Origin of the sequence: Streptomyces boetiae (genome assembly GCF_031845405.1) — a bacterium.
GTDB classification, from domain to species: Bacteria; Actinomycetota; Actinomycetes; order Streptomycetales; family Streptomycetaceae; genus Streptomyces; species Streptomyces boetiae.
Window position 1 is genome coordinate 71,199 of sequence record NZ_JAVREN010000006.1, and the last position, 24,195, is coordinate 95,393.

28 protein-coding genes and 1 tRNA gene are annotated in these 24,195 nt (G+C 74.4%); 14 read left to right on the forward strand and 15 right to left on the reverse strand.

Features of this window, described 5'->3' with window-relative positions:
- Nucleotides 1–12 precede the first annotated feature (12 nt).
- Together RM780_RS05990 and RM780_RS05995 are read left to right on the forward strand one after the other, a co-directional pair.
- Nucleotides 13–180: a hypothetical protein gene (locus tag RM780_RS05990; RefSeq protein WP_311629439.1), complete on the forward strand. Its 168-nt coding sequence runs from the start codon at nt 13–15 to the stop codon at nt 178–180.
- A gap of 133 nt (nt 181–313) precedes the next feature.
- Nucleotides 314–730 carry an enolase-like domain-containing protein gene (locus RM780_RS05995; RefSeq protein ID WP_311629440.1) on the forward strand — a complete coding sequence of 139 codons (417 nt, stop codon included), beginning with the start codon at nt 314–316 and terminating at the stop codon, nt 728–730.
- Between the two features lie 308 nt (nt 731–1,038).
- On the opposite strand, the gene RM780_RS06000 is transcribed toward RM780_RS05995, so the two are convergent.
- From RM780_RS06000 to RM780_RS06035, 8 genes are all read right to left on the reverse strand, one after another.
- Nucleotides 1,039–2,475 (reverse strand): NADH-quinone oxidoreductase subunit N, encoded by a 1,437-nt coding sequence (locus tag RM780_RS06000; RefSeq protein WP_311629441.1) that lies wholly within the window; start codon nt 2,473–2,475, stop codon nt 1,039–1,041.
- Nucleotides 2,472–3,980: a complex I subunit 4 family protein gene (locus RM780_RS06005; protein WP_311629442.1), complete on the reverse strand. Its 1,509-nt coding sequence runs from the start codon at nt 3,978–3,980 to the stop codon at nt 2,472–2,474. Before RM780_RS06005 ends, RM780_RS06000 begins: the two co-directional genes overlap by 4 nt.
- A gap of 9 nt (nt 3,981–3,989) precedes the next feature.
- Entirely contained in the window at nt 3,990–5,849 is a 1,860-nt protein-coding gene (locus RM780_RS06010) for an NADH-quinone oxidoreductase subunit 5 family protein (protein WP_311629443.1), read from the reverse strand.
- Nucleotides 5,846–6,151, reverse strand: a complete 306-nt coding sequence (gene nuoK / locus RM780_RS06015) for an NADH-quinone oxidoreductase subunit NuoK (RefSeq protein ID WP_311629444.1) — start codon at nt 6,149–6,151, stop codon at nt 5,846–5,848. The genes RM780_RS06010 and nuoK overlap by 4 nt, the downstream gene beginning before the upstream one ends.
- Nucleotides 6,148–6,654, reverse strand: coding sequence for an NADH-quinone oxidoreductase subunit J (locus RM780_RS06020; protein ID WP_394812901.1), 507 nt, complete (start codon nt 6,652–6,654; stop codon nt 6,148–6,150). The genes nuoK and RM780_RS06020 overlap by 4 nt, the downstream gene beginning before the upstream one ends.
- Nucleotides 6,655–6,726: 72 nt before the next feature.
- Entirely contained in the window at nt 6,727–7,623 is an 897-nt protein-coding gene (locus RM780_RS06025) for an NADH-quinone oxidoreductase subunit H (protein WP_311629446.1), read from the reverse strand.
- Nucleotides 7,616–8,842, reverse strand: a complete 1,227-nt coding sequence (locus tag RM780_RS06030) for a hypothetical protein (protein ID WP_311629447.1) — start codon at nt 8,840–8,842, stop codon at nt 7,616–7,618. Before RM780_RS06030 ends, RM780_RS06025 begins: the two co-directional genes overlap by 8 nt.
- Complete coding sequence (locus tag RM780_RS06035; RefSeq protein ID WP_311629448.1) at nt 8,833–9,183, reverse strand: NADH-quinone oxidoreductase subunit A; 351 nt, start codon at nt 9,181–9,183, stop codon at nt 8,833–8,835. The genes RM780_RS06030 and RM780_RS06035 overlap by 10 nt, the downstream gene beginning before the upstream one ends.
- A 182-nt stretch (nt 9,184–9,365) precedes the next feature.
- On the opposite strand from RM780_RS06035, the gene RM780_RS06040 reads away from it, so the two are divergent.
- Both RM780_RS06040 and RM780_RS06045 read left to right on the forward strand, forming a co-directional pair.
- A complete protein-coding gene (locus RM780_RS06040) occupies nt 9,366–9,620 on the forward strand; it encodes a hypothetical protein (protein WP_311629449.1) in 255 nt (84 codons plus the stop codon).
- A 309-nt stretch (nt 9,621–9,929) separates the two neighbouring features.
- The gene (locus RM780_RS06045) at nt 9,930–10,187 is read left to right on the forward strand and encodes a hypothetical protein (RefSeq protein WP_311629450.1); all 258 of its coding nucleotides are present in this window, start codon (nt 9,930–9,932) and stop codon (nt 10,185–10,187) included.
- Between the two features lie 211 nt (nt 10,188–10,398).
- Here the strand turns inward: RM780_RS06045 and RM780_RS06050 are convergent.
- Nucleotides 10,399–10,486, reverse strand: a tRNA-Leu gene (locus tag RM780_RS06050).
- Nucleotides 10,487–10,600: 114 nt separating this feature from the next.
- Nucleotides 10,601–11,206 (reverse strand): ATP-binding protein, encoded by a 606-nt coding sequence (locus RM780_RS06055; RefSeq protein ID WP_311629451.1) that lies wholly within the window; start codon nt 11,204–11,206, stop codon nt 10,601–10,603.
- 179 nt (nt 11,207–11,385) lie between these two features.
- On the opposite strand from RM780_RS06055, the gene RM780_RS06060 reads away from it, so the two are divergent.
- Nucleotides 11,386–11,628, forward strand: a complete 243-nt coding sequence (locus RM780_RS06060) for a DUF397 domain-containing protein (RefSeq protein WP_311629452.1) — start codon at nt 11,386–11,388, stop codon at nt 11,626–11,628.
- Between the two features lie 117 nt (nt 11,629–11,745).
- Complete coding sequence (locus RM780_RS06065; protein ID WP_311629453.1) at nt 11,746–12,675, forward strand: helix-turn-helix domain-containing protein; 930 nt, start codon at nt 11,746–11,748, stop codon at nt 12,673–12,675.
- A 55-nt stretch (nt 12,676–12,730) separates the two neighbouring features.
- Here RM780_RS06065 and RM780_RS06070 read toward each other — a convergent pair whose 3' ends face one another.
- Nucleotides 12,731–13,549: an SAM-dependent methyltransferase gene (locus RM780_RS06070; RefSeq protein WP_311629454.1), complete on the reverse strand. Its 819-nt coding sequence runs from the start codon at nt 13,547–13,549 to the stop codon at nt 12,731–12,733.
- A gap of 92 nt (nt 13,550–13,641) precedes the next feature.
- On the reverse strand, nt 13,642–14,601 hold the full coding sequence (locus tag RM780_RS06075; protein WP_311629455.1) for an alpha/beta fold hydrolase: 960 nt from the start codon (nt 14,599–14,601) through the stop codon (nt 13,642–13,644).
- Nucleotides 14,602–14,820: 219 nt separating this feature from the next.
- On the opposite strand from RM780_RS06075, the gene RM780_RS06080 reads away from it, so the two are divergent.
- Complete coding sequence (locus RM780_RS06080; RefSeq protein WP_311629456.1) at nt 14,821–15,648, forward strand: helix-turn-helix domain-containing protein; 828 nt, start codon at nt 14,821–14,823, stop codon at nt 15,646–15,648.
- Between the two features lie 39 nt (nt 15,649–15,687).
- On the opposite strand, the gene RM780_RS06085 is transcribed toward RM780_RS06080, so the two are convergent.
- The 3 genes from RM780_RS06085 to RM780_RS06095 form a co-directional block, all read right to left on the reverse strand.
- A complete protein-coding gene (locus RM780_RS06085) occupies nt 15,688–16,131 on the reverse strand; it encodes a hypothetical protein (RefSeq protein WP_311629457.1) in 444 nt (147 codons plus the stop codon).
- Nucleotides 16,132–16,280: 149 nt separating this feature from the next.
- Complete coding sequence (locus RM780_RS06090) at nt 16,281–17,300, reverse strand: serine hydrolase domain-containing protein (RefSeq protein ID WP_311629458.1); 1,020 nt, start codon at nt 17,298–17,300, stop codon at nt 16,281–16,283.
- A gap of 40 nt (nt 17,301–17,340) precedes the next feature.
- The gene (locus tag RM780_RS06095) at nt 17,341–17,568 is read right to left on the reverse strand and encodes a hypothetical protein (RefSeq protein ID WP_311629459.1); all 228 of its coding nucleotides are present in this window, start codon (nt 17,566–17,568) and stop codon (nt 17,341–17,343) included.
- Nucleotides 17,569–17,731: 163 nt separating this feature from the next.
- Between RM780_RS06095 and RM780_RS06100 the strand changes: the two genes are divergently transcribed.
- From RM780_RS06100 to RM780_RS06130, 7 genes are all read left to right on the forward strand, one after another.
- Nucleotides 17,732–18,850 (forward strand): LacI family DNA-binding transcriptional regulator, encoded by a 1,119-nt coding sequence (locus RM780_RS06100; RefSeq protein ID WP_311629460.1) that lies wholly within the window; start codon nt 17,732–17,734, stop codon nt 18,848–18,850.
- Entirely contained in the window at nt 18,847–19,752 is a 906-nt protein-coding gene (locus RM780_RS06105) for a PfkB family carbohydrate kinase (protein ID WP_311629461.1), read from the forward strand. Before RM780_RS06100 ends, RM780_RS06105 begins: the two co-directional genes overlap by 4 nt.
- Before the next feature lie 279 nt (nt 19,753–20,031).
- Entirely contained in the window at nt 20,032–21,153 is a 1,122-nt protein-coding gene (locus RM780_RS06110) for an ATP-binding protein (RefSeq protein WP_311629462.1), read from the forward strand.
- A complete protein-coding gene (locus RM780_RS06115) occupies nt 21,150–21,551 on the forward strand; it encodes a roadblock/LC7 domain-containing protein (RefSeq protein WP_311629463.1) in 402 nt (133 codons plus the stop codon). The genes RM780_RS06110 and RM780_RS06115 overlap by 4 nt, the downstream gene beginning before the upstream one ends.
- Nucleotides 21,548–21,961, forward strand: coding sequence for a DUF742 domain-containing protein (locus tag RM780_RS06120; RefSeq protein ID WP_311629464.1), 414 nt, complete (start codon nt 21,548–21,550; stop codon nt 21,959–21,961). Before RM780_RS06115 ends, RM780_RS06120 begins: the two co-directional genes overlap by 4 nt.
- Nucleotides 21,936–22,526 (forward strand): GTP-binding protein, encoded by a 591-nt coding sequence (locus RM780_RS06125; RefSeq protein WP_311629465.1) that lies wholly within the window; start codon nt 21,936–21,938, stop codon nt 22,524–22,526. The genes RM780_RS06120 and RM780_RS06125 overlap by 26 nt, the downstream gene beginning before the upstream one ends.
- 12 nt (nt 22,527–22,538) lie before the next feature.
- Nucleotides 22,539–23,933, forward strand: coding sequence for a cytochrome P450 (locus RM780_RS06130; RefSeq protein ID WP_394812894.1), 1,395 nt, complete (start codon nt 22,539–22,541; stop codon nt 23,931–23,933).
- Nucleotides 23,934–24,195: the final 262 nt, after the last annotated feature.

The following is a 24,195-nucleotide window of genomic DNA, read 5'->3' on the forward strand; positions in this document are numbered from 1 at the left end:
TGCGCCGTTGCGGTGTACGCGGAGCTTCTGGGCCGGCGGGGCATCCACGGCGACGCCCTCAAGGCCGTGGGCGCCGCCTGGGGCGAGGCCCTGGCCGCCGGCCGGCCGGTCGTCCTGGAGTTCAGGACCGACCGGGGGATCGCCCCGATCCGGCCGCACATCATGGCCGAGCAGGGCTAGAAGGCCGCCAAGGCGGCCGTGCGCGAGCCGGAGGGCGTCGGCATCGTGGCGCGCGGCGTGCGCCAGAAGCTCGCCGGGGTGACCGGTCACCTGCCGGGCCGTGGGCACTGACCCCTGCCCTCCCACGTGCCCGGTGGAGGAGGCCCGCGTCCACGCCTTCCGCATTCCCACGGACGGGCCCGGCGGCGTCGAGCAGGACGGGACGCTGGAGTGGAGCGCGGCCACCGTGGTCCTCGTCCGGCTGCGGGCGGCCGGGCACGAGGGCATCGGCTTCACCTACGGCGACGTGTCCGTGGCCGCCTTCGCCGCCTCGCCGCTCGTGCCCGTCGCGCGGGGCGCCGACGCCCTGGCCCCGCCCGCCCTGTGGAGCCGGATGCCGGAGGCGATCTGCGACGCCGGCCGGCCGGGGGCGGGCGCCATGGCCCTCTCCGCCGTCGACGTGGCCGCGTGGGACTTCGAGGCGCGCCTTCTCGGGCTGCCGCTGACCGGCCCGCTGCCCGCCTTCCACGAGCGGGTCCCGGTCCACGGCAGCGGAGGCTTCACCAACTAGCCCCGCACCCGGCTCGTGGAGCAGCTCGCGGCCTGGGCGGAACAGGGGATTCCGCGGGTGCACTGAAGATCTCCCGCCATCCGGAGCAGGATCCCGCCCGGCTGACGGCCGCCCGGCGCGCCGTGGGGGACGGGGTGGAGCTGTTCGCCGACGCCAATGGCGCACTCTCCCGCAGCGACGCCCGTGCCCGGGCGCACAGGCTCCGGGAGGAGCGGGACATCCGGCCGCGTGCTGCCTCCCGCGACAGCCCTCGTGCCGGCCGTTCGGCACCACACTCCGGGGCCCTGTCGGCGGGACGACCGGCGGGCTCAGGACGCAGGGCCGTCCAGGAGGGCGAGGAGGGGACCGCCGAGGACGCCGAGGAGGAGGGAGCCGCCGGCCGCGGCGCAGGCGGCGACGGCCGCTGCCGGCTCGGGGGCGGCGATGGGCGTGTGGCGAGGTGGTGCGGCGGGGGCCAGGGCGGGGGCGAGCCAGCGCAGGTAGTAGAAGAGCGAGGCCACGGTGTTGGCCGCGGCGACGACGGCGAGCCAGGCGTAGCCGCCGTCGATGGCGGCGCCGAACGCCTCCAGCTTGCCGAGGAAGACGGCGGTCGGCGGGGTGCCGACCAGGCCGAGGAGGCAGACCGCCAGCGACGCGGCCAGGGCGGGCCGGGTCCGTGCCAGGCCGCGGTAGTCGGCGGGGGCGCGGGCCCGGGGCAGGGCGCAGACGACGGCGAATGCGCCGAGGTTGGTCAGGGCGTAGGCGGCCAGGTAGTACAGCAGCGCCTGTTGGGCGAGGCCGGAACGGCCGGCGACGGCGATCGGCATGAGGAGGTAGCCGACCTGGCTGATCGTGGAGTAGGCCAGCAGCCGTGTGACGTCCTGCTGGAAGAAGGCGGCGAGGTTCCCGAGCGTCATCGACGCGGCGGCGAGCACGGCCAGCAGGCCGGGCCACGGCACCGTGGTGCCGGCCAGGGGTTCGGTGGCGAGGCGGTAGAGGGCGGCGAGCGCTCCTGCCTTGGGCAGGGTGGTGAGCAGGGCGGCGACCTGCGGGGTGCTTCCCTGGACGGCGTCGGGCACCCAGAAGTGGCCGGGCACGGCGCCGGCCTTGAACAGCAGTCCGGCCAGCAGGGCGACCAGCCCGGCGGCGACCAGGGCCTCGGGTGCCTGTGGCAGTCCGGCTCGCAGTGTCCCGTAGGCGGTGGCGCGCCCGGCCGCGTGCAGGACGGTGATGCCGGCCAGCATGAGCACGCCGAGCAGCGCGCCGAGGACGTAGAACTTCAGCGCCGCCTCCGTGCCGGGGCCGTTCTTGGCGAAGGCGGCCAGGGCGTAGGAGGGAACGCCGGCCAGCAGGTAGGCGGCGGCGAGCAGCAGCAGGTCGTTGGCCCCGGCGAGCATCAGGGCGCCGAGCGCGGCCAGTTGCAGCAGGACGTAGTACTCGCTCTCGCGCGGGTGGCCGCGCGCCGGCGCTGCGGCGAGCGCGATCAGGAGGAGGGTGGCGGCGAGGATGACGACGCGGGCCGCGGTGGTCACCGGGTCGATGGCGAACGCGCCGCCGAAGGCCGTGGTGGGGGAGTCGGCGGCGGCTTGGACGGCCGCCGCCGCGATCCCGCCCGCGGCGGCCGACGCGGCGGTCAGGCGGGCGGGCCACTGGCGGTGCCGGGGAAGCCAGGAGCCCAGCAGCAGCGCGAGGACGGCCCCGGCGGCGAGCAGTACTTCCGGCAGGATGGCCAGCGGGTTCTCGTTCATCCCGGTCGTCTCGTTCATCGCGCGAGGAGGTCCAGGACGGTGCGGGAGGCGGGCTCGACCACGTCGAGGAAGAAGCGCGGCGCGATGCCGAGCACGACGGCGAGCGCGAGCAGCGGCACGATCGCGGCGGCCTCGTGCGCGCGGATGTCCGCGAACGCGCCGGGCGCTGCCGGCTCGCCGGGCAGCCGGGGCGGGCCGAGAAGGATCTGCTGGAGCGCGCGCAGGAACAGCCCGGCGGTCAACAGGATGCCGAGCACGGCCAGCGCCGTGGCCACCGGCCGGGCGGGCAGGCTGCCGGCGAAGATCTGGAACTCGGCGATGAAGCCGGAAAAGCCCGGCAGGCCCAGGGAGGCGAACGCGGCCAGTCCGGTCAGCGCGGCGAAGACGGGCGCCCTGGCGGCCAGGCCGGAGTAGGCGTTCATGCGGTAGGTGCCGCCGCGGTCGTACAGGATGCCGGCCAGCAGGAACAGGGCGCCGGTGAGCAGGCCGTGGCTGACCATCTGGGTGACCGAGCCGCTGAGGGCCAGCCGGCCGTCGCGCCCGGAGCCGCCGGTCGCGGAGGCCGCCGCGCCGATGGCGAGGATGATGTAGCCCATGTGGTTGACCGAGGTGTAGGCGATCATTCGCTTGAAGTCGGTCTGGGCCAGGGCCACCAGCGCCCCGTAGAGCACCGAGAGGACGCCGACGACGACGGCCGCCAGCGCCCAGCGGCGCCAGGCGTCCGGCAGGAGCGGCATCGCGATGCGCAGGAAGCCGTAGGTGCCCATCTTCAGCAGGACGCCGGCCAGGATCGCCGACCCCGCGGCCGGGGCCTCGGTGTGGGCCGGCGGCAGCCAGGTGTGGAAGGGGAACGCCGGCGTCTTGACCGCCAGCCCGACGCCGACGGCCAGCAGCACCAGCCCGGCGTATCCGGAGCGGCCTGCCAGCGGGTTCTCCCGGGCCAGCCGGACGATGTCGAAAGTGTGCGGCTCGGCGGCCAGGTACAGGCCGATGAAGCCGAGCAGCAGGGCGAGGGAGCCGATGAACGTATAGAGGAAGAACTTCAGCGCCGCGCGGGCGGCGGCCGGCTGGTGTCCCCAGCCGGCGATGACGAAGTACATCCCGACGATCGACAGGTCGAAGAAGACGAAGAACAGGATCAGGTCCAGGGCGGCGAACAGGCCCAGGCAGGTGGTCTGAAGAAAGAGGAACAGCGCGGCGAACTCCCGCACCCGCCGGGTCTCGCGCAGCGAGTAGAGCGCGCAGGCCAGGAACAGCACGCAGGTCACGGCCAGCAGCGGCAGCGACAGCCCGTCCACGCCGACGTGGTAGCCCACGCCGGCACTCGGGATCCAGCGGGCCTCCGCCTCGTACTGCACCCCGGCGTCGTTCCGGTATCCCGCCCACATCGCGACCACGAGCCCGAGTTCGGCGGCCGTGACGGCCGTCCACAGCCACAGCACCGCGCGGCGCGGAACGACGGCGGCCGGAAGCAGGGCCGGCAGCGCCGCGGCGGCGGGCAGGAAGACCAGAAGAGTGAGCACCGGGCCGCGTCACCTCACCAGGACGAAGACGACGGCGAGCGCGGTGAGGCCCGTGACGGCCTGCGCCAGATACTGGTGCAGCCGGCCGGTCTGCGGCCTGCGGGCCAGCCGGCCGCAACGGCCCACCCCGGCGGCGAACCCCTCGACCGCCCGGTCGACAATGCGCCGTTCGGAACGCACCTCCACGGCGCGCGCCAGCCCCACCGTGCCCCGCGCCGCGGCCTCGGCCACGGGGTCCAGAACCCGGTCGTCGAAGGCGGCCAGCGCCCGGGCGAGCCGCAGGACGGGGGCGACCACCCCGACGCGGACCGCTCGCTCCAGCCCGAGCCACCCCGCGCACCAGCGCCCCAGCCGGGCGGAGGCCGGCGGCGGCGCCCGGTCGCCCCACGCCCAGGCCAGTGCCCCGCCGGCCAGGGCCACCGCCCCGGAGAGCGCGAACTCCCAGCCGCGCACCGCCGGCTCCCCGGAGCCCAGGACCCGGCCGAGGCTCTCCCGCACCACCGGAAACGCGCACACGCTCAACGCCAGACACCCCGCCGCCAACAGCATCAGCGGCGCTCCGGCCACGGGCGGCAGCCGCCCGGCCGCCGGCCCTCGCCGGGCCGGTCGCCACACGAACCAGAGGACCCTGGCGCTGTAGACCGCGGACAGGGCCGCCGCGGTCAGTCCCGCGGCGTAGAGCCACGGGCTGTCCGCCAGCGCTGCGGCCAGCAGCACGTCCTTGGCCGCCCACAGCGCCAGCGGCGGCAGCCCGGCGAGCGCCAGCAGGGCGACGGTGAAGGTGAGCCCGAGCGTCCGGTGGCCGCGGGCGGCACCGCGCAACCCGGTCAGCTCCTGCGTGCCCAGGCCGGCCAGCCACGCCCCGGCGACGAGGAACGCCAGGCTCTTGGCCGCGGCGTGCGCCGTCAGCTGCACCGTGCCCCCGGCCGCCGAGCCGACGCCGGCGGCCAGCACCATGAACCCGATCTGCGCGCAGGAGGACGCGGCCAGCAACTGCTTGAGTTCCGTCTGAGCGATGGCCACCAGGCCCAGCGCGACGGCGGTCGCCGCCCCGGTCCAGGCCACCACCGCGGCGCCCCAGCCGGTCGCCTCCAGCAGCGGGCCCGTCCGCAGCAGCAGATAGGCGCCGGCCACCACCATGGTCGCCGAGTGCAGCAGCGCGGAGACCGGGCTCGGGCCCTGCATGGCCCGGGACAGCCAGAAGCTGAACGGCAGTTGCGCGGACTTCCCGAGCGCCGCGGCGAGGAGCCCGGCGGTGGCCAGGGACAGCCAGGGCTCCGCGGTGGCGGGCAGCTCCTCCAGGGCCAGCGTCGCCGCGGCCGGGCCGCCGGCGAGCGCGGCCCCGGCCGCCAGATACAGCCCCAGGTCCCCGGCCCGGGTCGTGAGGAATGCGACCGCGGCGGCCTCGACCCGCTCCGGCTCCCGCCACCAGTAGCCGATCAGCGCCCAGGAGGCGGCGCCCATCACCTCCCAGGCCATCAGCAGCAGCGGCAGCGTGGTGGCGGTGACCGTGAGCAGCATCGCCCCGGCGAAGACGAGCACGAGCCCGAAGAACCGGGCCCGTGCCTGCTCCGGCCCACACTCCGCCGCGCTGAAGACCAGCACCAGCAGCGTGACCGCGGCGACGGTGACCACCATGATCGAGGAGAGCCCGTCCACGGCCAGCCGCGCCGGCAGGCCCTCCAGCAGCGGCGCCCCGGCGGCCGGGCGGGAGGCCGCGGCCAGGCCGGCCAGCACGGTGGCCGCCCCGGCGACGGCGAGCGCCGCCCCCGGGGCGATCCGGTCCGCCGCGCGGCCCGCGCCGGTCAGCAGCGCCCCGGCGAGCAGGGGCAGCCCCACCAGCGTCCACAGCAGCCAGCCGCCGCTCATTCGCGCAACTCCGCCGCCATATCGGTCGTGTCGACCTCGCGGGCCCGGAACAGGGCGGTGACCACGGCGAAGCCGACGGCCATCTCCACCGCCATGGCCGTGACCAGCAGAACCACCAGCACCTGACCGTCCGCCGCGCCCGGGGCGACGTAGTGCCAAACCGCCGCCGCGGCCAGGATGACGCCGCCCAGCATCAGCTCCAGGCCCATCATCAGCATTACCACCGACTGCTGGCTGAGCGCGCCGAACAGCCCGACGCTGAACAGCGCCGAGGCCACCAGCAGCATCGGTTCGAGGCTCACCGGCCCACCCCGCCCCGGACGGGATCGTCGGCCCGCCGCGCCCGCAGCCCGTCGCCGAGCCGGTCGTAACGCCCCCGCCCGGTGGCCAGGACCACCACGGCGACGATCGTGGCGAACAGCACCATGCCCAGCGTCATCATGGTGAGCATCTGCGGCCCCATCAGGGACAGGCCCAGCGCCCGGGTCGGATCCCGCGGCGTCCGGCCCTCCCGCCCCGGCCACGGCGCCAGCAGCACCCCGGCCGCCAGCACGGCGAAGACGCCACCGCAGATCCCGGCGGCGCCGCGGGCGTTGTGCACCATCGACATCGGCATCAGCCCGCCCGGCGACATCATGAACATGATCATGAAGACGGCCATGATGGCCATCTCGATCGTCATCATCAGCACGATCACCACGCCCAGGTAGTCCAGCCCGAGCAGCAGCACCTCCCCGCCGACGGCCAGCAGCGCCGTGAGCAGTGCATAGGTGGCCCGCGCCATCGAGGCGAAGCGGAAGACCATCGCCGCACCACTCACGGCCAGCGCGGCGAGCACCCAGAACAGCGCCTCCCTCACCACGGCACCGGCCTCCCTTCATCGGTGGAGCACGACAATCGCCACGACCAGCGCCTGCGCCACGGCCAGCGGAGTCAGTACCAGCCAGGCCAGTTCCAGGAAACGGTCCATCCGCACCGCCGGAAGCCGCCTGCGCAGTCCCAGCAGCAGCCCCAGGACGGCGGCTGTCTTCAGCAGCGTCCAGCACCAGGCGGGCAGCAGGGGCCCGTGCCCGCCGCCCAGGAACAGCGGTACGCTCATCCCGGCCGCCACGACCAGCAGCAGCCACCGCCCGCCCAGGAACACCAGCCGGTCCGCCCCGGCCCGCTCGCCCGCCGCTCCGCCCGCCACGTCCCGCCCCACGGGCTGGCCGAACGGTCCCCAGAAGGCCATCGCCATCGCGCTCAGCAGATAGACGGCGAACGCCACCGGCATCCACACCGCGAACCACAGACCGCCCTGCGCCTGGGCCACCGCGCCCACCCGCAGCGAACCCGCCCCGAGCGCCGCCGTGGTGATCGCCAGCATGTGCGGCACCTCGTAGGCCAGGCCCTGCGCGAGGAACCGGTAGCCGCCGATCAGCGAGAGCGCCGAGTTCGGTCCCCACCCCGCCAGCCACACCGCCGCCCACGCCAGGGCCTCCATCGCGTTGAACCACACGATGCCCACCGACAGGTCGCTCACCGGGCGGAAGCCCAGCGGCAGCACGACGGCGGCCAGCACCGCCGCGGTCGGCAGCAGCACGCCCCCGAGCCTGCCCAGCAGCGCGTCGTCGGCGTTCGTCCGCCGCCGCCGCTGCGCCAGCAGCCGAAGCGACTCGCGCAACGGCCCCGGCTCCGCGGCCAGTGCGGCGTTCGCCGACGCCGCGGCCAGGGCGGCCAGCGCCAGCACCACGGGCAAGGCGAGCGCCCACCACAGCGGGGCCGACTCAGCCATGCCTCGCTCCGGCCGCCGCCTCGCAGAGCTCGTCGAGGTCCGGGTCCAGGCTGGCCACGATCAGCCGCGCCCCGGCGAACTCGGTGCCGGCCAGGAGTCCCGGCAGCACGGCGAGCAGCGCCTGCGAGGGCGGCGCTCCACGGTCCAGCCGCCCCCGCGGGCCCGCGAGTTCGTGCCCCCCCAGCACGCCGCGTTCCGCGAAGTCCGCCGCCGCCCGGCCGATCTCCGCCAGCCAGTACCGGAACCGGTCGTACACGTCCCCGTCCGCTGCCAGGGCCGGTCCGGTGACCCCGGCCCCGCGCGCCGCGGACGCCGGGAGCGGGCCCAGCCCCCGCAGCAGCCACCGCAGGGTGCGCGAACGCTCCCCCCGTCTGATCAGCGCGGCCAGTTCGCCTCGCAGGTCGTCGGCGGCGACGCCGTCGAGCACCCGGTCCCGCAGGCAGCGTGCCAGGGCCGCGAGATCCGCCCAGCCCGCCACCGCGAGGAGCCGCCCCACGCTGTCCAGGTGCGCTGCGCACAACCGCCGTGCCGCCATGGCCCGTTGGACGCGCTCGCCGCGCAGGGCCCGCAGCCACGGCTCGTCCCAGAACGGGCAGGCCGCCACACCCTCCTGCAGCCGGTCGACGCCGGCCGACTGGACGACGTCTCCTTGCAGCGCCAGGCGCAGCACCAGGCCGGCGGGCCAGTCGCCCAGCGCCGGTCCCAGCGAAAGGTGGAGGCGGTCCAGCCGCAGCCCGTCCCGGTCGTCCGCCCTCCCGGCCATGGGCAGCCCGGCCACGAGCGTGCCGTGCTCGCCGTGCTCGCCGTGGTCCAGGGGAGCGGCATGGCCGGCGTGCTCTTCGTGCCCGTGATGACCGGCACCGGTGCCCTCGGCCCGTCGGCGCCCGCGTCGGCGCGGCCGGCCGCCGTCGGCGATCAGCCGGGCCTGTCCGTCCAGGAGGGCGTCGGCGGCGTCGCCGGGGGACGTCACGGTGACGCGGACGCGCGGACGGGGCAGTTCCCCGAACAGTCCGTCGATCCAGGCGGCCTCCGCGGACAGCCCCGGCCCGCCGGCCACGACGAGCAGGTCCGCCGCGGCGGGCCCGTCCGCCCGCGGCCACCGCAGCCGCCGCAGCTCGCGTTCCAGGGCCAGGCGGACGCGGGTAGTGCCCGGCAGCACCACCGGCAGGACGGCGGGCCGGGCCAGGGCACGCCGCCGCAGCGCGGCCGTCAGCTCCACCGGAACGCCCCCTCGCGCCAGGCATAGCCGACGCCGGCCAGCAGGATCCCGAGGAAGACGAACATCTCGACGACGGCCGCGGTGCCGACCTCGGCCACCACCACCGCCCACGGATACATGAAGAGCATCTCCATGTCGAAGGCGAGAAAGATCATCGTGACCGCGTACCACCGGACGTGGAACCGCGACACCGCGTGCTCCGCCGGGCCCGGCCCGCCGCTGAACGGCCCCGCCCGCAGCGGCTCGCCGGCCCCGGCCAGCCACCGCGCCGTGCCGTAAACGGCGGCCAGCGCCCCCGACACCGAACCGAGGGCCACGAGCACCGGCTCCCACTCACTCATACCAGCGATCCTGCGTCGGCATCCGCGCGCCCGCATCCCCGCGGAACGGCCATCGAGGAACGGCCGGCGCTCGTTCCGCAGGCCCCAGGGGCCGCGCGCGGCAGGCACGGCGGCCGGTCACCATGAAGGAGGCCGGGACGCCCTCCGGGCGCGCCGGCGACGTCAGCGAAGGAGCCGGTGCCATGGCCGTCCTCGTCGCGATCCTGATCGGAACGCTGATCCTGGCCCTCCTGGCCTACGAGGTGGCGCGCCTGATCACGCCCGAGGAGCCCCGCCGCCCGCCGCTGGCCCGGCTGCGTGGCCGCCGCGCGGCCCTCGAAGCCGCCGAACGGTGGTGCGTCGGCCTGCGCCTGCACGGCCGTATCGACCCGCCCGCCTACCAGCGGCGCATGAGCGGCATCGCCCGCGGCCGACGCGTCATCCCCCCGCGCCGCTGAACGCCGGCAGGGCGCAGCGGCTCCATTCGGGTGTCAGCGGCGAGGACCATCGTTGCCGCACGCCGCGCGGCGGATCCGCCTGCCGCCGCCAAAGGCCGGGGAACGGCGCAAGGGAGTCGGCGGGCACGCCCAACCCCCCGGCCGACCCGGGCCCACGCCCGCCCCCGCACCCGGTGGTTACGGCGCGCGGGCCTGGCCGCTGCACGGACGGCCGGATACCCCTTCCTCGCCCTGTCCGCCCTCCGCCTGCCCAGCCTCAACCCCCGCACCCGCCACAGCACGGGTGGCCAGAAAGCGGGGGGGGAGGGGATGAACGGCCGCGACGCCATCGGCGTCACCGTCGCCCCCCGCACCATCCATGGCGGCGACCAACTGCTCATCGCAGGCCGGGCGTTCACCATCACCGACATGACCGCCACCCCCCACGGCGGCCGACGCCTGGACTTCACCGGCGGGGAGTCGTTCACCATGAAGGCCCACACGGTCCTCTACGCCACCCGCACCATCCGCCCTGCGCCCGACAGGACCGGGGCCAGATCGGGACGGCCGCGCCCCCGCGCCCACTGACGGGGTCGCTGGTCCGCGGCCAGGGCGGACGGCATGCGGCGCGGCAGGGGCGGCAGGAGAGGGAAAGGGGCCCGGGACCGGTCGGTCACGTGACCAACGCTTGTCCAACAGCGGGCGGGAACAGACAGAAAGCCCAGGTAACAGGCATGAAGCCCGACCCCGGGAAACGCCGCTCAGAGGGGCGTTTCCGCAGGTCAGAGGCCGACAAGGCTGGTGTCCGAGGGGGGACTTGAACCCCCACGCCCTTAAACGGGCACTAGCACCTCAAGCTAGCGCGTCTGCCATTCCGCCACCCGGACGAGTGGCCGCACGGCTCCTCGTGGGGGCCGTGTCGGGTAGGGATAACGATACCAAGCCCGGCGGGGTGGTCTCACACGTGTATCGGACGGGTGAGCGGGTGGGTGCGGAGCGTGTCAGGTGCGGGTGGTGACGGAGGTGCCGAGGGAGGTGAGCCAGGTGGGGGCGTTGAGCAGCTCCAGGAGGAGCAGGAGGCGGGTGAGGGGCTCGACGTCGGGGGTGCCCGGGGGGTCGCCGGGGGCGGGGAGGAGGGCCCAGACCGCCTTGCCGTGGCGGTCGGGGGTGGTCCAGCCCCAGCGTTGGGCCAGGGACTCCAGGACGTGCAGGCCGCGGCCGGACTCGCGCAGGAAGTCGGGCTCCTTCAGGCGGGGGGTGGCCTCGCCCGGGTCGGAGACGGCGCACAGGACCCAGCCGCCGCAGTGGACGAGGCCGAGGAGGATCGGCCGGTCCGGCGTGGCGGGGGGTATGGGGTGGCGCGCGGCGGCCGGGAGGCCGTAGCGCACCGCGTTGGTCACTAATTCCGAGACGACGACCGCGGCGTCGTCCACCGCGGCGTCAAGTCCCCAGCCGCGCAGGGTGGCCGCGGTGGCCCGGCGGGCGGCGCGGGGGGACTCGTCCGTGCCGGCCAGGGGGAACGTCGCGAAGCCCGCCGCGTCCAGAGCCCGGCCGGAATCGGCCGTCGGCTGTTCAACGGCCGTGGCGGCGAAGGGGACTGCTGTCATGGGACCTCCTGGGCGGCTCCGCTGGGTCCATCCTCGCCCACGGTACGTGGCGCCTGCAAGTGCATCCGAAAGAACACATGCAAGAACAGATGCAAGAACACTCGCCTCCGGGGCAAGATTCGGTCAGTGGCCGCCCTCTCCGCGAGGGGGCGGCAAGCACGACAGAACCAGGAGTGGACATGCCGCAGTTCGTCAACGGTGTTCCGGCCGGCCAACTCACAGGGGCCGCCTGGCGGAAGAGCGCACGGAGCAACCCGAACGGAAACTGCGTCGAGGTGGCCGGGCTGCCCGGCGGCGCGGTCGCCGTCCGCAACTCCCGTGACCCGCATGGCCCGGCGCTCGTGTACACCCGGGCGGAGATGACCGCCTTCATCCAGGGAGCGAGGGACGGGGACTTCGACGACCTCATCGCCGTCGACTGAGATCGACCGCCCCCGACCGTCCCTGACTGATTTCACCCTGAGTATCGCGTAGGCGACTGTACGCCTCGCCCGAACAGTGCAACACTTGGGCGCGAATTCGACACCCAGGGGACACAGATGACGTCAGCTCAGCCTCGTCAGGCCGGTGCCGCGCCGGTGCGTGACATCCTCTCGCACCCGCGAGGAGGCCCGACGGTGCTGCGGATCGTTCTCGGCACGCACCTGCGGCGGCTGCGCGAGTCGTGCGGCATCACCAGGGAGGCGGCAGGGGACGCGATCAGGGGATCGCACGCCAAGATCAGCCGACTTGAGCTGGGCCGGGTGGGCGCGAAGGAGCGCGACATCGCCGACCTGCTGACCCTCTACGGCGTGACCGCCGAGGAGCAGCGGGAGCAGTTCCTCACGCTCGCCCGGCAGGCGAGCATGCCCGGCTGGTGGCAGCGGTACAGCGACGTGCTGCCGAGCTGGTTCGAGACGCTGATCGGCCTGGAGGAGGCCGCCTCGATGATCCGCACCTACGAGGTGCAGTTCATTCCCGGCCTGCTCCAGACGCCCGACTACGCCCGCGCCTGCATCCGGCTGGGCAACCCGCGCGCCACCGACCGGCAGGTGGAGCGCCGCGTCGAGCTGCGCATGGAACGCCAGCGGCTGCTGACGAAGCCGCACGCGCCCAAGTTGTGGGCCGTCGTGGACGAGGCCGCGCTGCGCCGCCCGCTCGGCGGGACCGAGGCGATGCGCCAGCAGATCCGCCACCTGCGGGAGATGGCCGAGCGGCCCAACGTCACGCTGCAGATCGCGCCGTTCCGCCTGGGCGGGCTCGCCGCCGCGGGCGGGCCGATCACCGTCCTGCGCTTCCTGGAGCCGGACCTGCCCGACATCGTCTACCTGGAGCAGCTCAACAGCGCGCTCTACCTGGACAAGCGGGAGGACGTCGAGGACTACCTGGCCGTGATGGACAGCCTCTGCGCCACGGCCGAACCGCACGGCAAGACCGCCGACTTCCTCGACGGGCTGCGTTATCTGGAGGGCCTGAAGCGCTCGTTGTGAGCCGAGACGCTCGGTGAACGGCCGGCCGCGGGCGGGCGGCGCCGCGCCGGCCCGGTCAGCGCACGCGTGCGACGCCGCCGAACTCGGTCCACTCGTCGGTCAGTTGACGGGGCGCCAGGTCGCTGTCGGGCCGCCAGGTGCTGACCTCCACGAGCCCGGGCTCCAGCACCTCGAAGTCCTCGAAGTACCGCCGCACCTCGTGCTCCTCGCGGACCCGGCCCCACTGCCCTCGGGTGATCTCGTTGAGGTAGGCCGTCATCCGCTTGCGCAGCTCCGCGTCCGCGCTGACCAGTTGGTTGATCACCAGGAAGCTGCCGCGGGGCAGCCGGTCCGCCACTCGCCGCACCAGGGCCCACGGGTCGTCCTCGTCCGGGACGCAGTGCAGCACCGACACCAGCAGCGCGGCAATCGGCTGTCCGAAGTCGATGAGCCGACGCACCTCCGGGTGCTCGAACACCCGGTCGGTGTCCCGGAAGTCCGCCTGGATCACCGCCGTGCTGTCGGTCTCCTCCAGCAGCGCCCGGCCGTGCGCGAGGACCATCGGGTCGTGGTCCACGTAGACCACGCGCGCGTCCGGCGCGTAACGCCAGGCGATCTGGTGGACGTTCTCCTGCGTGGGCAGCCCGGACCCGAGGTCGAGGAACTGCCGTACCGCGTACTCCTCGGCGAGGATGCGCACCACGCGGCGCAGGAAGCGGCGGTTGTTCAGGGTCAGCGGCCGGGTGCTGGGCGCCTCGGACTCGATGCGGTCGAACGCCGCCCGGTCCGCGGCGTAGTTGTCCTTGCCGCCCAGGGCGTAGTCGTACATGCGTGCCACGTTGGGCACGTTGACGTCGATATCGCTCGACATCGCGCTGCCGCGCGTCTCTGACATGGTGCCATTCTGACCCGGAGGCCGGCGTACACGTGCGCGGACAGGGCGTTGGGGGCGGAAATTCGAAAATTTCGCCGCCCAACCCCCGCTCCTCAGCCTCGCAGGCGCCCGAGCCAGGCGAGCAGGCCGGCCGTCACCTCCTCGCGGTTCGTCTCGTTGAGCACCTCGTGCCGCGCTCCGGGCCAGGCACGCCAGCTCAGGTCGCTCAGCCCCAGGTACCGGAAGTCTTCGAGGAGTTCGTAGACCAGCGTCATCCCGGCGTTGCACGGGTCCTGATCGCCGACCACCACGTGGACCGGCAGCGACCGCGGGACGCGGGCCAGGTGCACGGGGTCGTTGATCTTCCGCGAGCCCGTGACCCAGTCCAGGGCCAGGCCCGCGCTGAAGGGGAAGCCGCACCAGGGGTCGGCCGCGTACGCGTCGACCTCGGCGGCGTCGCGGGAGAGCCACTCGTAGCCGGTGCGGAAGGGGAGGGGGTCGTTGAACGCGGCGAAGAGGTCGGGCACGAACTCCGAGGCCGCCGCCCGCCCGCCGCGTTCCACCTCCTCGGACAGTTGCGCCAGGGCCGTGGCCGGCTCGCAGCCGGGCAGGGAGCGGAAGGTGCCCGACAGGATCAGTCCGTCCAGGGCCCCGCCGTGCTCCTGGGCGTAGTCCCGCGCTAGCTGCGAGCCCATGCTGTGGCCGAACAGGACGAAGGGCAGACCGGGTTGCTCGCCGCGGGCCCGCTCGCCCACCGCGTGGAGGTCCTCGACCGTGGCGCCCCAGGCGGGCGTCGCCGAGATCCCGAGCCCGCCGGTGTGCTCGGCGGTGGCGCCGTGGCCGCGGTGGTCGGAGGCGATGACGGCCCAGCCCTCGGCGTTCAGCCGCCGGGCGAACCGGTCGTAGCGGCGGGCGTGTTCGGCGGCGCCGTGCGCGATCTGCACCCAGCCGTGGGGGGAGCCGTCCCCGGGGAGCCAGGTGTAGGTGGCCACGGGCACCCCGTCCGCCGCGGCGGTGGTGTCGGCGCGGGCGGTGGGCGGGAGGGGTCCGGGGGCGGGGGGCTGGTCGGTCATCCGGGTGCGCTCCTCGGCGTCGGGCGGGCGGGGCGGTGGGGCGGACGGACGGCGGCGTCGGCGGGGGAGGGGCCGGCGCCGCCAGCCAGTATGGAACGGCCGCCCACGCGCGCCGCGCTTCCGCGCGCCCGGCGGGTCAGGGCCCCACACCCGCGCACCAGGACCGGCGGCCTCCCTGCGCCCGGCCTGCCCCGCCGTACCCGGAGGTACGCTGCCCGTATGACCACAGCGACCGCCACCGCCCCGCCCGGCAGCGGGAGCGCGGCCGGCGTCGGCCCCCTGCTGCGGGAGTGGCGCCGCCGCGCCGGCGTCAGCCAGCTCGAACTGGCCCTGCGCGCCGACTCCGCCGCCCGCCACATCAGCTACATCGAGACGGGCAAGAGCCGCCCCAGCCGCGAGATGGTGCTGCGCCTGGCCGAGCACCTGGACGTCCCGGTCCGGGAGCGCAACGCCCTGCTCGTCGCCGCCGGTCACGCCCCGCACTACCCCGAGTCCGCCCCCGACTCTCCCTCGCTCGCCGTGCTGCGCGGCGGGCTTGACCGGCTGCTGACCGGCTACGAGCCCTATCCCGCCCTCGTCGTGGACGCCGGGTACCGGGTCTGGGCGGCGAACCGGGGCGTCTCCCGGCTGCTGGAGGGCGTCGCGCCCCACCTGCTGACCCCGCCCCTGAACGCCATGCGGATCACTCTCCACCCCGAGGGCATGGCCCCGCGCATCCTCAACTTCCGCGAGTGGCGCTCCCACCTGCTCGACCAGATGCGGCGGCAGCTTGCCCTGCTGCGCTCGGCGCCGCTGCGCGAGCTGTACGAGGAGGTCTCCGCCTACCCGCTGCCGCCCGGCGGCGAGGAGCGGGCCGGGGAGACGTGGCCGGGCGGCGCCCCGCCGGCCCTGCCGATGGTGATGGAGCTCGACGGACGGCGGCTGTCGTTCCTTTCGGTCATCGCGACCTTCAACACTCCCGTGGACGTGACCGTCTCCGAGCTGGCTATGGAGACGTTCCTCCCGGCCGACCCGGAGACGGCGGACCACCTGCGGTCCCTGGTCTGACGTTCCTCCGGGGCACCCGCCCCGGGCGCGGGCCCGCGCTCAGCCGCGGGCCCGGCGCATCGCGCGCAGTGCCCCGAACTGGAGGGCGGCGAGCGCGCCCACCACCAGGCCCTGTGCCGGGATCCACACCGCGCCCGCGGTGCTCGGCTCCAGCAGCAGGAGGGGGGCGGCCAGGCCGAGCAGGGCCCAGGCGGCGTTCGCCTCGATCACCGCGCCCACGGCCCGCACCGGCGGCCGGGGGCTGCGCGCCAGGAGGACCAGCCCGGCGGTGAACAGCAGCAGGAACGCTCCCGTGCCGGCGACCAGCGCGGTCTCCAGGCCGAGCAGGCGGCCGATCGGGCCGGAGGCGACCACGTAGGCGAGGGCGTTCGCGCCGGTCAGCAGCGCGTCGATCGTCAGCCAGCGGCGCAGCGCGGCGGTGGCTCCGGCGCGGTCGGTGGCGGGGGCGGCGGTGCGGCCGGGGGCGGCGGTCAGAGCGGACATGGCGTTCAACTCCCTGGGACGGGCGGCCCGTTCCCGGGCCGCCTGCGGCTTCGACACCCCTACGGTCCCCCGGCGGCCCCCTCCCGGTCGATGACGTCACAGGTCATGGCGGCGGACGAGGCCGGGCCCCGCCGCTGAGGCCCCGCCGATCAGGCCCCGGCCCCCTCGGAGCTCAGCTCCGCCAGCAGGTCCAGGCCCGGGCGGTCGACGTGGGCCGCGTTGGCGCTGAGCACCACCACCGCCGTCCGCGCGGCGGGGGCGACGGCGAGCAGCGAACGGTAGCCGCCGGTACCGCCGTTGTGGAACAGCACATCCTGCCCGCCCCGGCGCGGCGGCATCCGCAGGCCGATCCAGCCCGGGTGGGAGGCGGCCCCGCCCATCCGGTGCGAGGTGGCGTGCGTCAGCGCGACGGCCTCGTCCAGCGGGGCGGGCGCCTCGCCGAACTGGGCGCGGGCCAGGCGCAGCAGGTCGGGAACAGTGGAGTGCAGCCCGCCGGCCCCGGCCAGGGCGGCGAGGTTCCAGCCGGGGCGCGGGCGTCCGCGCCGGGAGTGGCCGGGGGCCAGGCGGGCGGAGCGGTCCGCGTCCAGCGTGACGCGCGTGTCGTCGAGCCCCAGCGGCCGGCAGACCTCGGCGCGCACCAACTCCTCGTAGGAAATGCTCCGTGGGCGCGCCAGGGCCAGGCCGAGCAGGCCGCCGCCGAGGTTGGAGTAGTGGAAGCGGCGGCCCGGCTCGGAGCGCAGGCGGGTGCGGGCCAGCGAGGCGAGCAGCGCCTCGGCCGTGCAGCCGGCGTACGGGTCGGGCGGCGGGATGAGGAACGCCCGGCGCGGCAGCAGGCCCTGGGGCAGCCGCGGCAGCCCGGAGGTGTGCAGGGCCAGGTGCTCCAGCCGTATGGGCTCCTCGCCGCGCCGCGGGACCCCCGCCTCCGGCAGCAGCCCGGCCAGCGGGGCGTCGAACGCGACCTCGCCGCGCACGGCGAGCGCCGCCAGGGTCAGGGCGGTGAAGGTCTTGGTGATGGAGCCGATCTCGAACAGCGTGTCCGGGGCGGCGCCGTGCAGCGCGGACTCCTCCCCGCGCACCGCGCCGACGGCGACCGCGCCGCGGCGGCCGTCGGCGACCCGCTCCGCGGTGCGGCGCACCCGGTCGTCCAGGGACAGGGCCGTGATGGTCATCGTGAACCCCCTCGTAGTGCTGCCGGCGTCCCGTGCGCCGTCAGTCCTCGCGGCGGCCCAGGCGCCGCCCGCCGTACTTCTTGTGCACCGCCTGCTTGCTGACGCCCAGGGCCGCGGCGATGCCGGCCCAGCTCGCACCGGCGTTGCGCGCCCGGCGCACGAGGACCGCCTCCTCGCGCTCCAGGCGCCGCCGCAGCTCGGCGGCCAGGCGCAGCGCGTGAAGCGGGTCCGACTCCCCGGTGAGCGGGGTCAGGTCCACCTCTCCCATGGCGTCAATGTTGGTTGACGATTCCCGAGGAGTCAACCCTGGTTGACGATCCGGGGTCCGTCGGCGCGCGGCCGTTGACAGGCCGGGGTGCACGGCAGCATGCTCCTGTCCAGCGCTAAATCGAATTAGCACCGCCAGCCGCCCACCGGAGGACCCGCCCGCCATGCCGACCGCAGGCCCGCCGCCCCGGCGCCGCGTCACCATGAGCGACGTGGCCCGGCGCGCGGGCGTCTCCGCGACCACCGCCTCCTTCGTCCTCGCGGGCCGGACGGACATGCGCATTTCCGAGGCGGCCAGGCAGCGCGTTCAGGAGGCCGCGCGCGCCCTCGGGTACCGGCCCAACGCCATCGCCCGCAGCCTGCGCACCCGCTCCACCCGCACGATCGGCCTGGTCTCGGACACGATCACCACCACCCCCTACGCGGGCGAGGTGATCCGCGGCGCGTTGGAGGCGGCCCGGGACCGCGAGCACCTGCTGTTCATCACCGAGACCGGCGGCGACCCGGGGGCCGAGCCGGGCCTGGTGGACGCGCTGCTCGACCGCGACGTGGACGCGGTGATCTACGCCGCCATGTACACCCGGACCGTCGCCCCGCCCCCGCAGCTGCGCGGGCGGCGGGTGGTGCTCCTCAACTGTCTGGCCCCCGGGTTCTGCGCCCCGAGCGTCGTCCCCGACGAGCGCGGCGCCGGCCGCACCGCCGCCCGGGCCCTGCTGGAGGCCGGGCACCGGGAGGGCGTCTGGGCCGTCGGCGGGCGCGGCCTCGCCCACCGGCCTCCGGACGGGCTGCTCGCCGGGCACGACCGGCTGCGCGGGCTGACCGAGGAGCTGGCCGCCGCGGGCGCCGCCCTGGCCGGAACGTCCGAGTGCGGCTGGGAGGCCGACGACGGCCGCCGGGCGGTGGCGGAGCTGCTGGCCCGCGGCGGCCCCGCGCCCCGGGCTCTGGTCTGCGCCACGGACAGGACGGCCTTCGGCGCGTACCAGGCGCTGGCCGACGCGGGGCTGCGGGTGCCGGGGGACGTCTCCGTCCTCTCCTTCGACGACCAGGACTTCGCCTCCTGGCTGCGGCCCGGATTGACCACGCTGGCCCTGCCGCACCACGCGCTCGGCCGCGCGGCCGTGGACCTGGTTCTCGGCGGCCCGCGGCCTCTCGCGCCGGAGGTCCACCGCGTGCCGGTGCCGCTGCGCGCCCGCGGGTCGGTCGGACCCCCGGCGGCCGGAGGCGGGCGCGTCCACAGCCCCGGTGCCGACGGGGAACGACAGGGAAGAGAACGAACGACATGACAGCGCGCGTGACCGTCATCGGCGAGGCCCTGGTGGACCTCCTGTGGCCCGCCGGGGCCCGCGAGGCGCGGGCCGTCGCCGGGGGGAGCCCGGCGAACGTGGCCGTGGGCCTGCACCGGCTGGAGCGGCCCGCCACGCTCCTGACCGCCTGGGGCGAGGACCCGCCGGGGGAGCTGGTGCGCGAGCACCTGGCCGCCACCGGCGTGGACGTGCGCCGGGTGGCCAGCGGCGCGGAGCGCACCATGGTGGCCCTCGCCTACCTCGGCGGCGACGGCGTGGCCAGCTACGACTTCCTCGCCGCCTGGGACCCGCGCGAGCTGCCCGTCCCCGCGGACACCGCCGTGGTGCACACCGGCTCCCTGGCCGTCGTCCTCGAACCGGGCGCCGCCCGGGTGCTCGACGCCTGCCGCGCGCAGCGGCGCCAGGGCCGGGCCGTGGCCGCCGACCTCAACGTCCGCCCGGCCGTTCAGCCCGACCGCGACGCCTATCGCGCCGCCTGCGCCCGCCTGGCCGCCGAGGCGGACGTGCTGAAGGCCAGCGACGAGGACCTGGCCTGGCTCTACCCCGGCCGCGCCCCCGCCGAGGCCGCCCGCGCGCTGCTGGACGCGGGACCCCGGCTGGTGGCCGTCACCCTCGGCGCCGCCGGGGCCCTGGCGGTCACGGCGGGGGAGGAGGTGCGGGTGCCGGCGCCCGCCGTCGAGGTGGCCGACACGGTCGGCGCGGGGGACACCTTCCAGGCCGCGCTGCTGGACGCCGTCGCCGCCGCGGGCGGCCCGCCGCAGGGCCGCGAGGCGCTCGCCGCGGTCCTCGCCCGATGCGCCGCGGCGGCGGCGATCACGTGCACGCGGGTCGGCGCGGACCCCCCGACGCGGGCCGAGCTGGAGGCGTTCGACCGGGCATGACCTGGCCTTAACAGCGTTGAAACAGCAGGTCGGTGAACGCCGTGTCAACTTTCGCCGCTGCCACGGAAGCACGGATGCACGACGACGCAACGATGGTACGATCGCCGGGCTGCCGAGCGGGCTGAGGGCACGTCAGGCAGAGACCGAATGGTCATGCAGCCACGAGGGTTTGACCCTGAGGAGCACTATGCCGTCAGTCGGGCTACGGGGACCAACGTATTCCCGGCAGGGACACCCTCCCTTTTTCGTGTACCTGGCGGTCTAGCCGAAGAGAATCTCATGACCAACTACCTTCACGATCCGGCGATCTGGGGTCTCGTCGCCGGAACTCCCCTCGCCGCTGCCGTCATATACCGGGGACGAAAGGCCAACTCCCGGCTGCGCGCCGAGAAGACCGAGCTGGAGACCCGCCGCAACGAACTCGAAGCGGGTCTTGAGGAGCGCGTCCAGGACGCCCGGCTGCGGGCCGAGGAAGCGACCAGGACCGCCCTGAAATCCGCGATGCGCACCCTCCAGGGTCTGGCGAACGAACAGCAGTTGGCCATTTCCCGGACCCAGGAGAAGTACGGCGACCGGGAGATACTTCAGGATCTCCTCGAAATCGACCACATGAATTCGCAGTTCGGCCGGCGGGCCCAGTCCGTCGCCGTCCTGTGCGACGGATGGCTCGGCCGCCAGCGCGGCGTCGCCTCCGTCTACGACGTGGCGCGCAGCGCCAAGGGCCGCATCCGGCACTACACGCGGGTCGAGATCCGCTCCCAGACCAGCTTCGCCATCGTCAGCCAGGCCGTCGAGCCGGTGGCCCTCGCCCTGGCCGAGCTGCTGGACAACGCGACGAGCTACTCGGCGCCCGAGACCTCCATCGACATCAACATCCGGGCGGTCCCCAAGGGCGTGTGCGTGATCATCGACGACGCCGGCGTCGGCATGAACGACGAGGAGAAGAACCGCGCCTCGCGGCTGCTCTCCGGCGACCGTCCGATCACCGTGACCGACCTGGGCAACCCGCCGCAGTTCGGCTTCGCCGTCATCGGCGTCCTCGCCCGTCGCTTCGGCTTCAGCGTTTCCGTGGACTCCGCCTCCCCGTACGGAGGCGTGCGGGCCGTCGTCCTGCTGCCCGAGGAGCTGCTCACCGCCATGCCCGACCCGCAGGAGAACGCCCCGCGCCAGGCCACGCGGGCCGCCGCCGCCACCGATGACGAGGCGACCACCGCCGGAGGGCTGCCCAAGCGCCGCCGCCGGACGGCCATCACGATCGTGCCCGAGGTGAACCAGCCGGCCGGTCCGGCCCCGGTCCGCTCCAGCGAGGAGACGGCGTCCATCATGGGCGCCTTCCAGCGAGGGACGCGCTCCGGCCGCTCGGACAACGCCAGCAGCAGGGAAGGGTCTGATGCCCGGTGAGCACCGAACTGTCGTGGATGCTGGAGAGCGCCCTTGAGGTGCCCGGGGCCCGCCACGCCATCCTGGTGTCGGCCGACGGCCTGCTGATGGCGCGTTCGCGGGACGTCGACGCCGACGAGGCGGACACCGTCGCGGCGGCCATGAGCGGCATGCAGTCGCTCAGCCGCACCGTGGCCGGGTTCAGTGGCGGCGTGGCCACGGCCTGGCGCCAGACCGTCGTCGAGTTCGACGGCGGCTGGGTCTTCCTGATCTCCGCGGGCGAGGGGGCCTATCTGGCCGTCTCGGCGTCTCCCCATGTCGACATGGCGGACATCACCTTCCGCATGCAGCAGCTCGTTGCGCAGCTCGGCAAGGTGCTGACCACACCGCCGCGTGAAAGTTCGGGTATTCAGGCATGACCGCACCGCACGACGAACAGCCCGTGCATTCCCCGGGCTTCTCCGAAGCCCCGGAGGCGGCGGACGCCGTCGAATTAGTACGTCCCTACGTCATCACCAACGGCCGCGGTTCCGCCGACACCGCCGAATTCGACGTGGTCACCCTGGTCACCGCGTCGGCGAGCGGACAGCGGACCGGGCATCTCGACCCCGAGAAGCGCAGTCTTCTGGAACTCTGCGAAGGCGGTTACCTGTCGGTCGCCGAGATCGCCGGGCACCTCCGGCTGCCCATCGGTATCGTCCGGGTGCTGCTGTCCGACCTCGCGCGCGCCGGCTACATCACCACCCGCGCCCCCGTGCCGGCGGCGCAGCTCACGGATATTCAGGTTCTCCAGGAGGTGCTGGATGGTCTCCAGGCCCGTTTCGGCTGACGCGGTGCATCTTGGGGAGAACGTCCGGATAGCGGCGAAAATCCTCATCGTCGGCCATTTCGCGGTCGGAAAGACCACCTTTATCGGCACCCTTTCCGAAATACCGCCGCTGCGCACCGAGGAGCGGATGACGCAGGCGGGCGCCCACGTGGACCGGCTCAACGGCGTGCCGGACAAGACCACCACCACCGTGGCCATGGACTTCGGGCGGCTGACGCTCAGCGAGCGGCTGGTGCTCTACCTCTTCGGCACCCCCGGCCAGGAGCGCTTCGTCCAGGTGTGGGAGGACATGAGCCGCGGGGCCCTGGGCGCGCTGGTGCTGGTCGACCCCCAGCGGCTGAAGGAGTCCTTCGCCGTCATGGACCTGGTCGAGACCTACGGGATTCCCTACGCGATCGCCGTCAACCACTTCGACGGCACGCCGCCCCGGCCCGAGGCGGAGCTGCGGGAGGCCCTCGACCTGCTTCCCGAGACGCCGCTGACCACCTGCGACGCACGGGACGGGAGCTCGTCGGCACAGGCACTGGTGGCTCTGGTCCGCTACCTCCAGAGCCGCACTCGATAGGAGAGAACAACCGTGAACTCATTCCCGGAATCCGGGACGCCCCCCGTCGGCTGCCCCGCCCACCGCTCCACCGACCCCGACGCCGGGGCCCGCATTCCGCTGTACGGCCCCGAGTTCGCGGCCAACCCGCAGGCGTTCTACGACAAGATGCGGCAGCACGGCCCGGCCGCCCCGGTCGAGCTGGCGCCCGGTGTGCGCGCCACCCTCGTCACCGACTACTCCGCCGCGCTGAAGATCCTCCAGCACCCCGACGCGTTCACCCGCGACTCGCGCCGCTGGAAGGCGTTGCAGGAGGGCGAGGTCGCCCCCGACAACCCGGTGCTGGGGATGATGGCCTACCGGCCCAACGTCCTGTTCACCGACGGGGCCGAGCACGCCCGGCTGCGTCAGGCCGTCACCGACAGCCTGGCCCGCCTCGACGCCTACCGGGTCAGCCGGCACGTCGAGCGCGTCTCCACCTACCTGGTCGACCAGTTCGCCCGGCGCGGCAGCGTGGACCTGCTCAACGAGTACGCCAAGGTGCTGACGTTCCTGGTCTTCAACGAGCTGTTCGGCTGCTCCGCCGAGGTGGGCGACCGGCTCATCTCCGGCTTCACCGGCATCTTCGACGGCATCGACGCCGAGGCGGCCAACCAGGAGCTGGCCGAGAGCCTGGTCCAGCTCGTCGCGCACAAGCGCGCCGAGCCGGGGGACGACCTCACCTCCTGGCTGATGGAGCACCCGGCCAAGCTCTCCGACGAGGAGATGGTCCACCAGGTGACCATCATGCTCGGCGCCGGGATCGAGGCCGAGCGGAACCTCATCGCCAACGGCCTGCTGCTGATCCTCTCCGACGAGCGGTACTTCGGCGGCCTCTACAGCGGCGGCCTGCTGGTCGAGGACGCCCTCAACGAGGTCCTGTGGAACTCGCCGCCCATCGCCAACTACGCCACCCACTTCCCGCTCCAGGACGTGGACCTCGGCGGCGTGACCCTCCCGGCCCGGCAGCCCGTGCTGATCAGCTTCGCCGCGGCCAACACCGACCCGGCGCTGTCCTCCTCGCGGCAGATGCTCAGCACCCGCGCGCACCTGGCCTGGGGCTCGGGGCCGCACGCCTGCCCGATCAAGGATTCGGCCTCCCTGATCGCCGTGGTGGCCATCGAGAAGCTGCTCAACCAACTGCCCGACATAGAGCTGGCCGTCCCCGCCGACGAACTCCAGTGGCGCCCGGGCCCGTTCCACCGCGCGCTCAGCGAGCTGCCCGCCCGGTTCACCGCGGTCCAGACCGCGCCCGCGGCCCGGTCGGCGGCCACCCCGGACCGCGCCACCGCGGCCGGAATCGAGCGGACGGCCGCCGCGGCCGAGGCCACCGGGCCGCAGGGCAGGGGCCGTTGGTGGAGCTCGTTCCTGAACTGGTGGCGGGCCTGAGGGAGATGCTCAGGCACATGCAGCATGCATATGTATGAACGCCGATGTAAGGGGGTACAGGACTCCAAGGTCGCACGGACCCGGAGCGGGCGAGGTGAGCGGCGGACGTGCGGCCTGACCGGGCAGCATCGAAGGAGTTTCCGTGGAACTTGCTGAACACCGTACGGCGATCGATCCACGAACGGTTGTCTCCTACGTATCGCGTCTACGCGCGTCGCGAGGGCAGGCCGATCCTTACCCCATCTATTCGGAATTCAGGGCC